Origin of the sequence: Riemerella anatipestifer, from assembly GCF_035666175.1 — a bacterium.
In the GTDB taxonomy this organism is placed as follows: domain Bacteria; phylum Bacteroidota; class Bacteroidia; order Flavobacteriales; family Weeksellaceae; genus Riemerella; species Riemerella anatipestifer_D.
Genome location: NZ_CP142016.1, coordinates 1,047,739 through 1,061,332, shown reverse-complemented (window position 1 = coordinate 1,061,332; position 13,594 = coordinate 1,047,739). Strand labels below are relative to the sequence as shown.

The window sequence follows — 13,594 nt, the reverse complement described above, 5'->3', positions numbered from 1 at the left end:
GTTACAGATTTAATTACACGGAGTTGTTTTTACGGGTTGGTTTTCTCCGTTATACTCCATTTTTTCTGATGATGTAGGAGTGCTTTTATATACTTCTAACCCCTCTATTCTCACCACTTCTTTTAAAAATTGTGTAAATAGTTTTTCTACATCAGGTTGAGAAAAGGATTCATTACTGTTGTAATATAAACTAAAATATTTGTCATTATACCATGTATCCCATTGACTCAACTGATTAAGCCCCAGACTGTAGTTGCCGTCCCCCGTATATTTTAGGGTATAGCTCCCTTCAGAAGTTACCACAATGGCGTAGGCATCCGAAGCATTTCCCTTTTCTTCAGCATTTCTTACACAAGAGCTTAAAAAAGTAGCCACATCGGCAGGAGAAAATATTCTAACCACCCCTTCCTTATTGTTATGGGTATGCATAAAGCCGTAGTAACTTCTTCCATCTTCTGGGAGGCGAACGCTGGTGGTGCCAGTCCTATTTGTAAGCAATGTAGGCGTGCTCTTTTCGTAAGATTCGGCAAAACCTAGCTCGTGGTCTAGATCAAGTGTTTCTTTTTTTTGGAGTCTTTCAAAATTCTTTTTAAAAATAGGGTCTTCAAATTTACCTTTCATTTTCTTGCAAGGGTTTCTAGGAGGGATAGGATGAGAGTAACCGCCACCGCCATTGTCAGGATCATTACATTTATAATACTTCATACAGCCACGATCAATAGGTCTATCCCAACCGAACCAATCCCAAGAGCTGCCACCACCACCTCCGCCACTACTGCTGCCATTGCCTCCTCCTTTAGGTGGCGGTGGTGGTAATATTACGATAGATATATTACAATTATCAAAAAAATTTCCTTTCTTCGTACATATACCCAGTTCCAAAAACTTTTGTGAACTATTTAATGCTTTTTTCGCTGGTGCATATTTTTCTATATAAGCATTTTGGAATAAGCCAATACTATTTTTATAAAATTCTGTATCCCTTTTTAGAACATAGTAATGAACTTGCGTTTCTTCATCAGAAAGCACACCACAGACTAAATCTTTTACCATACCGTCTTGTATTCTTGGAAATACTACCCACTTATCACCATTCTTCTCTGTAATAGTTTGAGAGTGAATACCAAAATCTACATAAGGTTTTGCTTCTATGGCACTCATATCAATATCTTTAACTTTAGATAGCTCCAAGAGTTTCTCCATATGCTTTCTGCCAGAGATATTAGTATGATATAGACTATCGTGGATTTGTGCAAGAATTTCAAATCCTTTAGCATAATCTATCACTTCATTATCGGTTTTCTTCGTAAAAACACTAAACTTCTTTGCCCAATTATCTTGCCGTTTGGCATTGGTTACCATATCGTCTGCCCTACAACCTGTTAATAACAACAGACCAGACAGACCCAAAATAGTTAATTTTTGTTTCATATTTTATCTTTTTTTGTTATTGATTTTATTAGGCTAGTCCCCTTCGGAACGGACTTTTATCCCGTAGTTTACGACCTATTGCCCCCTTATCAACCCCTTTTTTACCCCTTCGGAAGGGGTCGCTTAGCCCTTCCAAAGGGGGGGTAGGGGCTTTAAATAACACCTCCTGCACCCCTAAAATAAAACCCCCTTACCCGTAAGCAAGGGGAATTAGAGGGGTTAGTTAGTAGGTTCGGAGGGCTTAGCAACGGGGGCTTTTGCCCTTCCTCCAGGGTATTGTTGCTTAAGGTCGGTGTAGATGGTGCCCGCTCCAGGGTCGTTATTGGTAGCTGCCACCTTTATCGCACGGTAAAACATCAGGGCAGCACCGTCCAAATCGTAGCCCAAGAGGAGATTGGTATCCTTCATTAGTTGCAGTTGTTGGTCTAGGAGGTTGATGAGTTCGTTGAGCTGTTTGTGGGCGGCGTAGTCTTGGTCGAACTCCGTTTTGTCCACATAAGCAGGGACTTTGGTCGGGTTGGCGTCCATTTGGAGCTTCACACGGTCTATCCAGACCTCCTTTTCGTACTTTACCCGCCCGAAACCTTGCCTTTCCGTAGGCGTAAGGCTCTTTACTTTACCTTCTAAAACACCGGCAATGGTGCTGATAGCGTCTTTCACTTTTTTGATTTCTTCTGTACTGAAGTTTACAGAAATGGTGTTCTCTTGTGCCATTTTTACTTGTTTTTATTAGGTTGATACTATTTTTACTAAAAATCACATACTATTTTAGCCTCTAATGAGATAAATAGGTAATGATTTTTATATTTCGATGATAAATCTATAAATTGAATTTCAATTATGCAAATCTTTATTTTTGGGGCTAAATACTCTGTATTTATGGGCTATAGCGATGAGTTACTTAGCCATCATCTTGTAAATTTCTAATGCAAAAATGGGTGGGAAGAAAGGGCGTTTTGTTTTCTGGGAGTGATAGAATGGAGTTCTTTGTTTGGGTTCTGGGTGTAGTGTATGATAAGTTTTTTTAGGGAGATTTAATCCTTTAATTGGGCAACGAGAGCCTATACAAAATAATAATAGACGACGATATAATGATAAAATTGGCATGTATGCTGATGGCAGTATTGATGGTGAGTTGATGTTAAAGTTTAGTAAAATTTTGAACAATCATTTTCAATATAGCGGAATAATTACTTAAATTTGGGGCAAACATTGATGAAGTTTAATTAAAAAAATAAAAATTATGTCATTTGAATTACCAAAACTAGGATACGCTTACGATGCTCTAGAACCGCACATTGATGCAAAAACGATGGAAATACACCACACCAAACACCATCAAGCCTATATAGATAACCTTAATAAAGCGATTGCTGGAACGGAGTTAGAAGGTAAGTCTATAGAGGAAGTTTGCCAACAGGGAAGCGATAAGCCAGCTGTAAGAAATAATGGTGGTGGACACTTTAATCATACTCTTTTTTGGGAAGTTTTAATTCCAGGAGGAAGCAAAGAGCCCGTAGGAAAAGTGAAAGAGGAGATTGAGAAAATAGGAGGTTTTGATAAATTCAAAACGGATTTCTCTGAGGCAGCAAAAACAAGATTTGGTTCTGGTTGGGCGTGGCTTTGCAAAATGCCAGATGGGTCTTTAGAAGTGTGTTCTTCGGCTAATCAAGATAACCCATTGATGCCAAATGTAGGTTGCGGTGGTACGCCTATCTTGGGATTAGATGTGTGGGAGCACGCTTATTACCTTAATTACCAGAACAGAAGACCAGACTATGTAACGGCTTTCTTTGAAGTGATTAACTGGGATAAAGTGGAAGAAAACTATAATAAATAATCCTTTTTAGAATTAAAAATAAAGAAGCATCATCTGACTAAGGTGGTGCTTTTTTGATTTCAAGTTTTCGTTGGTTGGGCATTTATCCGTATCTTTGCCACCGAAAAAGACCTTTGAAATGTTAGGAAGAAGACAAATACGAGAAAAAGTAGTACAAACCCTTTACGCTTACCAGCAAAATCCACTTAGCCAAGAGGCATTGCAGAGAAAAATGTTCTCGGAAATAGAGAAGATTTATCATTTGTATGTTTATCAGCTTAATTTTTTAGTTGGTCTAAAGCATTTGGCAGAGCACCAAATGGAAATAAGCAAAGGTAAGTTTTTAAAGACCGAGGAAGATCTTAATCCTAATCAGAAGTTTATTAGAAACCAAGTTCTAGAAAATATAGAGAATAATCAGGAGCGACTTTCGTTTACCTCAAAACATCAAAACCTAAAGTGGGACTTAGATGATGATTTGTTGGTAAAGACTTTCCAAAGAATGAAGGCAGGGAAGCGTTACCAAGACTTTATGCAGAATGAAGAAGTGTCTTTTGAAGACGACCAAAAATTCCTTGGGAAATTGTTTTTGAGATATGTGGCAGAGAATGAGGCGTTCCACGAGCTGATGGAAGAGAAAGAAATTAGCTGGGCAGATGACCTACATATTTCTAATACGATGATACAAAAGACCATTGGTTTTATAAGAGAAGGTGAGCCGAGCCATACACTTATCAAGATTATTAAAGATGAGGAAGACAGAAGTTTTGCACAAAAGCTATTACAATACAGCTTAAACCATTGGGAAGATACGGAAGTAAAGCTAAAAGAACGCCTTAAAAATTGGGAGCTAGACCGAGTTTCTCTTATGGATAGAGTGATTTTGATAGCGGCTATCACAGAATTAGACCATTTCCCATTAACGCCTTCTAAAGTGATTATCAGCGAATATATAGAAATTTCTAAGGCATTTTCTACAGATAAAAGTCAAGTGTTTATCAACGGACTTTTAGGTAAATATGCAGAAGACATCAATCGTTTTTAAAATAAATATACAATGAGAAAAATTACAAAAATAACTGCCCTTTTGGGATTTAGTGTATTATCTCTAACGGCTTGTAATAAAAATGAAAAGCCGGAAGTGCTTAATCCAGAAACGGAAGTTGCAGAACAAACTTCTGTTGAGGAGCAACTACACGCAGAGCAATCTGATATGGTAAAGCAGGCACAATCTTCGCCATTAACATCGGTGGCTTTATCGGCCCCAAGTTTTGATTTTGGTGTGGTTAAATCAGGTTCTATAGTAGAGCATACTTATGAAATTACAAATACAGGTAAAAATCCACTAATAATTTCTAATGTTAAGCCTACTTGTGGTTGTACTGTTCCTGATTATACTAAAGAGCCTATATTACCGGGTAAAGTAGCTAAGGTAACTCTTAAATTTGATTCAGGTAGTTTCCAAGGAATGCAGCAAAAATTTGTGGAAGTTTATGCTAACACAGAAAAAACACCTATTGTATTAAGTTTCACAGCAGATGTACAGTAGTCGTCTATCACTAAAAATAAAACTAAATAAAAAACAATGAATTTACTTATTTTACTTCAAGCACAAGCACAACCATCTATAATGCCGACTTTCATTATGATAGGAGGTATGATAGTTTTCTTTTACTTTTTTATGATTCGTCCACAGATGAAAAAACAGAAGCAAGAGAAAAACTTCCAAGAATCTCTAAAACCAGGTAGAATGGTGGTTACCACATCTGGTATACACGGTAGAGTTTCACAAATAACAGAAGATGGTGTGATACTAGAAACAATGGCAGGTAAACTTAAATTTGAGAAAGCAGCTATATCTCGAGATTTTACACAAAATAGATTTCCGGATACTAAAGAAGTAGCGGACAAGAAATAATTCTAAGACAGATTGGTAGCTATATCAATCTGTTTTTTTTACAATATGGAGCATAGTTTGGAACATAACAAGCGGTCTATAACTACACTAGCAAAGCTTTTAATAGAGGTAGCTACACTTCTCATTTCTAATGGTGCTAACTCTACGAGGACAAAACGAAATGTAGTGCGTATTGCGGAAGCCTATGGCTACGATGTGGAAGTGTTTTTCTCTTTTTCGGGGATATTTCTATCCTTGTACGATAAAGATGGAAATAATACAGAAACTTTAGTTAAAACCATTGGTAGATATGGTATCAATTTTAATCTTATTTCAGATATTAGCGTTCTTAGTTGGGATATAGCGGCACACAAGCTGTCTTACGATGAAGTGGAAAAAAGATTAGATGAAATAAGGAATAAGCCTCATTACTCTGTATGGATTAAAATGCTGTGGATTGGTATTGCAACAGCGGCACTTAGTCAGTTGTTTTCAGGGACTTATTTAGAGTTTTTAGTAGTATTTATAGCGAGTATCATTGGCTTTTGGGTAAGATTATTTTTAATTAAAAAAGAATATAATCTGTTTATGCAGAGCTTAGTTTCGGCGTTTGTGTCTGTATCAGTAGTAAAAATGGCATTGGTTTTTGGTCTGCCAGAAGGTCATGCAGCTCTTACGGCATGTGTACTTTGGTTGATACCAGGAGTGCCTTTAATCAATGGATTTTTAGACTTGTTGGAAGGACATATTGTTTCAGGTTGGGCTAAAGCAGCCTTAGGAACAATGATTGTTTTTATGATAGCAGTAGGTTATTATTTATCAGTATTTGTATTCAGATTATTTTATGGTGTATGATATTTTAGAAAAGGTATTTTGGGCGGTATTTGTATCGTTAGGTTTTGCTGTACTTTTTAATACTCCAAGAAGGGCTCTGTGGGCGGTGGCACTGCTGGGAGCTTTAGGTTTTGGAATCAAGACAATACTGTTAGTTTATGCGCTTAATGGGCAAGTGGTAATGGCAACACTTTTGGGTGCATCTGCTGTGGGATTATCAGGTTTGTATTTTGCTCACCGAGTACACACGCCACCTATTGTATTTACAATACCTGCGGTTATCAATATGATACCAGGAACATTAGGTTATAATTTTATGGTAGGGATTATACGTATTGTGTCGTCTAGGAAGGAAAACTCAATCACAGTGGAAAATCTGATAGAGATTATCAATAATGGACTTAATGCAGGGTTTACCGTTTTGGTACTAGCGTTTGGAGTTGTTTTTCCAATTTTGATATTTAACACTAGAACGGTAAAGAATAAAGACTTAAATAGATATCTTAAATATAAGATGCTTAAACTTAAAAGAAAAAGGCTTAAACAATAATTTTATTATGGGAAGAACGGCATTTATAACAGGAGCTACGTCGGGCATAGGGAAGGCTACGGCAGAGCTTTTGGCTCAACAAGGATATAGGCTTATCATTTGTGGACGAAGAGCAGAAGTTTTAGAAGAGCTTAAAGAGAAATTATCTTCGAAAACAGAGGTATATGCTTTGGTTTTTGATGTTAGAAACGCTGGTGAGGTAGAACGCTCCATAGCATCTTTGCCTGAAAGTTTCAAGGATATAGATATACTCATCAATAATGCAGGGAATGCTCACGGATTAGAGCCTCTGTCAGACGGTAATATTTCTGATTGGGATATGATGATGGACGCTAATGTGAAAGGTTTACTTTATGTCTCAAAGCCGATTATCTCTAGAATGAAAGAGGTAAAGAGAGGGCATATTATCAACATTTCTTCCGTTGCGGCTCGCCAAACTTATGCTAACGGGGTGGTCTATTGTGCTTCTAAAAGAGCGGTAGATGTGATTTCGGAAGGTATGAGGATAGAGCTTACTAGTTTTGGTATTAAAGTAACCAATATTCAGCCTGGAGCGGTAGAAACCGATTTCTCTAAAGTGAGATTTAAAGGAGATGAAGCAAGAGCTAAAGCCGTTTATGAAGGCTACGAAGCTTTGAAAGCTGAAGATATTGCTGATGCAGTAGCGTATTGTATCAACGCTCCAGAGCGTGTTTCTATAGCAGAGCTTTGTATTTATCCTAAAGCACAAGCGGAGCCTAGAACTATATGTAGATAAATGAAATTAAAAAGGGACATTTTATAAAAGTCCCTTTTTTAGTTATTGAATTAACTTAGGCTATAAGTAGTACCTTCTTTACCATCTTTTAGTTCAATGCCTTTTTCTAGCAATTGGTCTCTAATCTGGTCGCTTAACTCCCAATTTTTAGCTTTTCTAGCTTCGTTTCTAAGGTTGATTAGGATTTGAAGAGCTTGGTCTAGCTTTTCGTTATTATTTTCTTCTATTTTTTGAAGCCCTAAAACATCAAATACTAGACGATTTAAAGTTTCTTTTAATAAAATTAAATCGGTTTCACTTATACTTTCTTTGCCATCTTTTAATGCAAAAATAAATTTGACTGCCTCAAATAAATGGGCAATAAGTATAGGAGCGTTAAAATCATCTAGCAATGCAGCGTGGCATTTAGATTTCCAATCTTCAATATTGAATGTGGTATTGTTACCATTGGCGGATAAATGTTCTAAAACATTCATAGCCTCCATAAGTCTTTGGAAGCCTTTTTCGCTGGCAATCATCGCTTCGTTAGAAATGTCTAATACGCTACGATAATGGGCTTGCATAAAGCAAAAACGCACTACAGATGGATGAAATGGTTTTTCAAAAAAATCATTTTCGCCAGAAATAAGCTGCATTGGGAGAATATAGTTTCCTGTGGATTTGCTCATTCGTTGTCCATTCATTGTCAACATATTGGCGTGCATCCAATAGTTTACGAGTGAAGTTCCATTACATGCTTTGCCTTGAGCAACCTCACACTCGTGGTGAGGGAATTTTAAATCCATTCCACCTCCGTGTATATCAAATTTTTCACCTAAATATTTAGTGCTCATAGCAGTACATTCTAAGTGCCAACCAGGGAATCCTTCTCCCCAAGGAGAGTTCCATCTCATAATATGGGCTGGAGAGGCTTTCTTCCACAGTGCAAAATCTTGTGGATTTTTCTTTTCGCCTTGTCCGTCTAAATCTCTAGTGTTGGCAAAAAGTTCTTCTATGTTTCTTTTAGAAAGTTCGCCGTAGTTTAGCCCTTTTTCGTTGTAAGCTTTTACATCAAAATAGACTGAACCATTACTTTCGTAAGCGAAGCCCTTGTCTATTAGTTTTTGTGTGAGTTCTATTTGTTCCACAATATGTCCCGTAGCGGTAGGCTCAATGGTTGGAGGAAGTAGATTGAAAAGTTCTAAAACTTTATGGAAATCCACAGTGTATTTTTGTACAATTTCCATTGGTTCTAGTTTCTCTAACCTTGACTGTTTTACGAAACGGTCGTTGTTTACATCGCCGTCATCGGTAAGGTGTCCTGCATCAGTAATATTTCTTACATAACGCACTTTGTAGCCTAAATAGGTTAAAGTACGGTAAATAAAATCAAAGGACATAAAAGTACGCACATTGCCTAAGTGTACATTGCTATATACCGTAGGACCACACACATACATGCCTACATTATGGTCTAAAATAGGTTTAAAAATCTCTTTTTCTCCTGTGAGAGAGTTATATATTTTAAGCATATCTTTTTCGTTTTGAAAAGATTAGATTTAATCTAGTTTTGCATGACTACCAACATAGTGCAGAAACTCTTGCCTAGTGATAGGGTTAGTTCTAAAGATACCACTAAGTTCCGCTGTAATGGTAGAACTAGCCGTGTCTTTGATACCTCTACAATTAACACAGAGGTGCTTAGCATCAATAATACAAGCCACATCATTAGTGCCGAGAGCTTCTTTTAGAGCGTCTACTATTTGCATAGTGAGTCTTTCTTGCACTTGTGGGCGTTTGGCGTAGTAATCTACAATTCTATTGATTTTGGATAACCCAATCACCTCTCCGTTAGAGATATAAGCCACATGAGCTCTACCAATGATAGGTAAAAAATGATGCTCACAAAAAGAATAGACTGTAATGTCTTTTTCAACGAGCATTTGTCTGTATTTATACTTGTTGCTAAAAGTAGAGATACCTGGTTTGTTTTCAGGAAGTAGTCCACCAAAAATCTCATTTACATACATTTTAGCTACTCGCTTAGGCGAATCTTTTAGAGAGTCATCTGTCATATCTAGCCCTAAAGTTTGCATAATTTCGGCAAAATGTTTCTCTATAATGGCAATTTTTTCTTCGGGTGTCTTCTCAAAGGCATCAGCTCTTAAGGGTGTGTGCTCTTTGCCTGTAAACACATCGTCATCATTATCAAAATGGTTATTCATGATATACTGCTATAATGGGAGCAAAGTTAAGAAAATCTTCGGAGTAATGAAGTGTAGAATTTTGAAAGGAACTTTTGGATAGCTGGTATTTATAAACAAAAACTAATGGACTGAAAATAAATTCGTAGTTTTGCAATAGTATTTACATGAGGTTTTAGCACAAAATTATTTAGTGCTAGATATCAGTCTGATTTTAGAGTACAAAAATGAAAAATAATACGACAAGTAGCCTTGGATTTTTTAATTATTTTAGAAGAATAATAGGGTGGCATATCTATGGCTATATACTACTAAACTTTTTGGTCGGAATACTTGATGGTTTAGGGTTAGCTATGTTCATTCCTTTGTTATCTATTGCCACCGGAGATGCTACTAACAATGAGTCTTTAGGGCAATTAGAATTTTTAGTTATAGCAATTAAACGATTGGGAATAGAACTTAATCTTGCTACAGCTCTTGGGTTGATGATAAGTTTATTCGTTTTCAAAGGTATTTTCTTCTATATTAGAACAATTTATTTTACTAAAATACGCCTAGTAGCCATGCGGAAAATAAGATGGAATCTGCTGTTAGGTTTTAAGGATTTATCTTATGAGGGCTTTACCAAGCTGGATGCAGGAAGGATTCAAAATAATATGATAGGAGAGGTTGATAGGTTGGTTAATGCTATGGTTACCTACTTTGTAAGTATTCAGCATGTGGTCATGCTACTGACTTATGTGGTTTTGGCTTTCTTATCTAATTGGCAATTTGCCATTATGGTAGGCATAGGAGGCGGATTAACCAATATTTTCTATAAATATATCAATAAAAAAACCAAAGAATATTCAAGGAAGCAATCTTTTATAGGGCATGATTTTAATGGTAATCTTATTCAGGCAATAAACAACTTTAAGTATTTAAAAGCTACAAACTATTTTAAAACTTACGAGAGGAAACTGAAAAATAATATTTGGGTCTCCGAAGACATTAGCTTTAAGATGGGGAAAATTGGAGCTATCGCTGAGAGCTTACGAGAGCCTATGATTATCATTATCATTGCAATGGTTATTTTGGTTCAGGTAAATGTTATGGGAGGAAGCTTTGGGTCTATTTTAGTGAGTTTGCTTCTGTTTTATAGAGCCTTAGCTCACTTGGTAAGTATGCAAAACGCTTGGAATAACTTTATGCGGACTTCTGCTGGTTTGGAGTCGGTTGAGTTTATTCTATCAGAATTTAAGCATTATCAAGAGTTACACTTGAGAGATGAAATATCGTCTATTGGCACTATCAGTGCGAAAGAGGTTAGCATTACATATGGGCAAACACCAATTTTAAAAAACATCAATTTGGATATTGCCCCAAGGTCTTCTGTAGCTCTGGTGGGTGAGAGTGGTGCAGGGAAAACCACTTTAGCTAATGTATTGTGTGGTTTGTTGCCACCTCATGACGGAGAGGTTTTTGTAGATGGTAATTCTTTATACAAGAGTAATTTAGATAGTTTCAGAAACAAGGTAGGTTATATTACTCAGGAGCCAGTAATATTTGATGATAGTATTTTTAATAATGTAACTTTTTGGGCAGAAAAAACATCTGAAAATGTAGAGCGATTTTGGCGTACTATGGAGATGGTGTCTATGAAGGCTTTTGTAGAAGGTGTAGAAGACAAAGAAAATGCAAGATTAGGTAATAATGGTATTTTAGTTTCGGGAGGTCAGAAGCAAAGGATTTCTATTGCTAGAGAACTTTATAAGGAGGTTGAATTGCTAGTGATGGACGAAGCGACTTCGGCTTTGGACTCTGAAACAGAAAAACATATTAAGGAAAGTATAGATATGCTGCAAGGTAAGTTTACGATGATTATTATTGCCCATAGATTATCTACTGTCAAGAATGTAGACCAGGTGTATTTGATGGAAAAAGGAGAGATTATTAATCAGGGGACTTTTGGTGAGTTACTAAACAAATCTGAAAGATTTAAAAAAATGGTAGAATTACAAGAAGTTTAAACAAAAGTATGAGTAAACAATATGATTATTTAATAGTAGGGAGTGGCTTATTCGGAGCGATATTTGCTTGCGAAATGACAAAAAAGGCAAGAAATGTCTTGTTATAGAGCGTCGTGAGCATATCGCAGGAAATATCTATACGGAAAATATAGAGGGAATTAATGTACACAAATATGGTGCTCATATTTTTCATACAAGTAATAAAGAAGTTTGGGATTATGTAAATTCTTTTGTAGAATTTAACAGATACACCAATTCTCCCATAGCTAACTATAAGGGGAAATTGTATAATCTTCCTTTTAATATGAATACTTTCTATCAACTATGGGGAGTTAAGACCCCTGCTGAAGCTCAAGCAAAAATAGAGGAACAAAGAGCAGAATATAAGCATATTGTCGAGCCTAAAAACCTTGAAGAACAGGCTTTGGTATTGGGAGGAAAAGATATCTATGAAAAACTGATAAAAGGCTATACAGAGAAGCAATGGGGCAGACCTGCCACGGAAATACCTGCCTTTATTATTAGAAGGCTTCCTTTTAGATTTACTTTTGATAATAATTATTTTAATGACACTTATCAAGGTGTGCCTAATGGTGGATACACATTGCTGATAGAGAAAATGTTAGAAGGTATAGAGGTGAAACTTAACACCGATTATTTTAACGATAGAGAATATTGGAATTCTATTGCTGAAACTATTGTTTATACCGGTAAAATAGATGAGTTTTTTGATTTTCAATACGGAGCACTCGACTATCGTAGTTTGAGATTTGAAACGGCGATTTTGGATGAATCTAATTATCAAGGGAATGCAGTGGTGAATTATACTGAGAGAGAGATACCTTTTACTAGAATTATAGAACATAAACATTTTGAATTTGGCGCACAGCCTAAAACCATTATTACGAGAGAATATCCGCAAGACATGGCTGAAGGAGAGGAAGCGTATTACCCAATCAATGATGAGAAAAATCAAGCGGTCTATCAGAAATATAAAACCCTAGCAGACGGGTGTAAAAATGTAATTTTTGGTGGTAGATTGGCTGAGTATAAATACTATGACATGCATCAAGTGGTTGCAAAAGCTTTAGAAATGGTTGCATCAGTTTAACAAAATAGGATATGGAAAAACGACTAACCCTTATAGTCCCTATATACAATACGGAAGAGTATTTACCTAAATGCTTGGACTCGCTAATAATTAGAGAGGATTTAATGCCGCTTTTGGAAGTGCTGCTGATTATAGACGGAAGTCCAGATAACGCACGGGAGATAGCACAAGAGTACGAGAAAAAATATCCTCAAACATTTAGGGTAATAAATAAAGAAAATGGAGGCTATGGCTCTGTATTGAAAAGAGGAATAGCAGAGGGGAAAGGCAAATATTGTAAAGTGTTGGACTCTGATGATTGGTATGATAATCACTCATTTGAAAAATTTGTAGAGCAACTAAAAACTATTGATACAGATGTTGTGGTTACAGACTTTGTAAGGGAATATGTTTTTGAAAATCGGTCGGAATTATATAGCTTACCAAAAGTAAAACCTAATAAAGTTTATGATTTAGATAAAGAGATTAGTGAATTAGAAGGAGCTTTTGTGATGCATAGATTAGCGTATAAAACGGATGTGGTAAGACAGGCAGAGATAGATTTTCCGGAAAAAATATTTTATACGGATACTCTTTTTGCTTCTTTACCCCTTTTTTTTGCTAAAGATTTATATTACATAGATAGTCCTCTATACAGATATCTGATAGGAAGAGATGGACAAACCGTAGCTCCTGCTACCATCAGAAAAAATAGAAAAGGAGTGGAAACGGTTATTAGGTATTATTACCAAAGATATACGCAGCATAAATCTCAAATGACTGAAGAAAAGAGGAAATTTATTTTGTCTTCTATTAAGACCTTCTTCCAAATGTACTATAAAATTTTAGTTCATTTAGATTTTTCTAGTGCAAAAAAAGAATTGGCGGAGTGGCATTCTTTTGTGAAAAAAACACCAGAATATAGGGTGTTTTCGGATAATCAAATTAGTGAAGTATTATATAATATACTGCCCTATTTTATATTTAGATATACTTCGTTTATTTGGAGAAAATAATTGCCTTA

General features: G+C 36.1%; 13 protein-coding genes and 1 pseudogene. 10 read left to right on the top strand and 4 right to left on the bottom strand.

Going from position 1 to position 13,594, the window contains the following annotated elements; all coding sequences use genetic code 11:
• Positions 1-9: 9 nt before the first annotated feature.
• Positions 10-1,431, bottom strand: coding sequence for a hypothetical protein (locus tag VIX88_RS05285; RefSeq protein WP_081276944.1), 1,422 nt, complete (start codon positions 1,429-1,431; stop codon positions 10-12).
• A gap of 219 nt (positions 1,432-1,650) precedes the next feature.
• On the bottom strand, positions 1,651-2,145 hold the full coding sequence (locus tag VIX88_RS05280) for a hypothetical protein (protein WP_064971238.1): 495 nt from the start codon (positions 2,143-2,145) through the stop codon (positions 1,651-1,653).
• Between the two features lie 529 nt (positions 2,146-2,674).
• On the opposite strand from VIX88_RS05280, the gene VIX88_RS05275 reads away from it, so the two are divergent.
• From VIX88_RS05275 to VIX88_RS05245, 7 genes are all read left to right on the top strand, one after another.
• Positions 2,675-3,271, top strand: a complete 597-nt coding sequence (locus VIX88_RS05275) for a superoxide dismutase (RefSeq protein WP_064971237.1) — start codon at positions 2,675-2,677, stop codon at positions 3,269-3,271.
• Between the two features lie 118 nt (positions 3,272-3,389).
• Complete coding sequence (locus VIX88_RS05270) at positions 3,390-4,295, top strand: transcription antitermination protein NusB (protein WP_214194117.1); 906 nt, start codon at positions 3,390-3,392, stop codon at positions 4,293-4,295.
• Between the two features lie 12 nt (positions 4,296-4,307).
• A complete protein-coding gene (locus tag VIX88_RS05265) occupies positions 4,308-4,799 on the top strand; it encodes a DUF1573 domain-containing protein (protein WP_079207486.1) in 492 nt (163 codons plus the stop codon).
• 36 nt (positions 4,800-4,835) lie between these two features.
• Complete coding sequence (yajC, locus tag VIX88_RS05260; RefSeq protein ID WP_014937496.1) at positions 4,836-5,168, top strand: preprotein translocase subunit YajC; 333 nt, start codon at positions 4,836-4,838, stop codon at positions 5,166-5,168.
• Between the two features lie 45 nt (positions 5,169-5,213).
• Positions 5,214-6,002 (top strand): threonine/serine ThrE exporter family protein, encoded by a 789-nt coding sequence (locus VIX88_RS05255; RefSeq protein ID WP_214194115.1) that lies wholly within the window; start codon positions 5,214-5,216, stop codon positions 6,000-6,002.
• Positions 5,992-6,531, top strand: coding sequence for a threonine/serine exporter family protein (locus VIX88_RS05250; RefSeq protein ID WP_214194113.1), 540 nt, complete (start codon positions 5,992-5,994; stop codon positions 6,529-6,531). The genes VIX88_RS05255 and VIX88_RS05250 overlap by 11 nt, the downstream gene beginning before the upstream one ends.
• 7 nt (positions 6,532-6,538) lie before the next feature.
• Positions 6,539-7,288 carry an SDR family NAD(P)-dependent oxidoreductase gene (locus tag VIX88_RS05245; RefSeq protein ID WP_004916565.1) on the top strand — a complete coding sequence of 250 codons (750 nt, stop codon included), beginning with the start codon at positions 6,539-6,541 and terminating at the stop codon, positions 7,286-7,288.
• Between the two features lie 50 nt (positions 7,289-7,338).
• On the opposite strand, the gene cysS is transcribed toward VIX88_RS05245, so the two are convergent.
• Together cysS and folE are read right to left on the bottom strand one after the other, a co-directional pair.
• Positions 7,339-8,799: a cysteine--tRNA ligase gene (gene cysS, locus VIX88_RS05240; RefSeq protein WP_064970389.1), complete on the bottom strand. Its 1,461-nt coding sequence runs from the start codon at positions 8,797-8,799 to the stop codon at positions 7,339-7,341.
• A 27-nt stretch (positions 8,800-8,826) separates the two neighbouring features.
• A complete protein-coding gene (gene folE, locus VIX88_RS05235; RefSeq protein WP_013447099.1) occupies positions 8,827-9,492 on the bottom strand; it encodes a GTP cyclohydrolase I FolE in 666 nt (221 codons plus the stop codon).
• 206 nt (positions 9,493-9,698) lie between these two features.
• Between folE and VIX88_RS05230 the strand changes: the two genes are divergently transcribed.
• The 3 genes and pseudogenes from VIX88_RS05230 (at position 9,699) to VIX88_RS05220 (ending at position 13,586) form a co-directional block, all read left to right on the top strand.
• Positions 9,699-11,480 (top strand): ABC transporter ATP-binding protein, encoded by a 1,782-nt coding sequence (locus VIX88_RS05230; protein ID WP_064970390.1) that lies wholly within the window; start codon positions 9,699-9,701, stop codon positions 11,478-11,480.
• An 8-nt stretch (positions 11,481-11,488) separates the two neighbouring features.
• A pseudogene (gene glf, locus VIX88_RS05225) lies at positions 11,489-12,591 on the top strand (UDP-galactopyranose mutase).
• An 11-nt stretch (positions 12,592-12,602) separates the two neighbouring features.
• Positions 12,603-13,586 (top strand): glycosyltransferase family 2 protein, encoded by a 984-nt coding sequence (locus VIX88_RS05220; RefSeq protein ID WP_064970392.1) that lies wholly within the window; start codon positions 12,603-12,605, stop codon positions 13,584-13,586.
• Positions 13,587-13,594 lie beyond the last annotated feature (8 nt).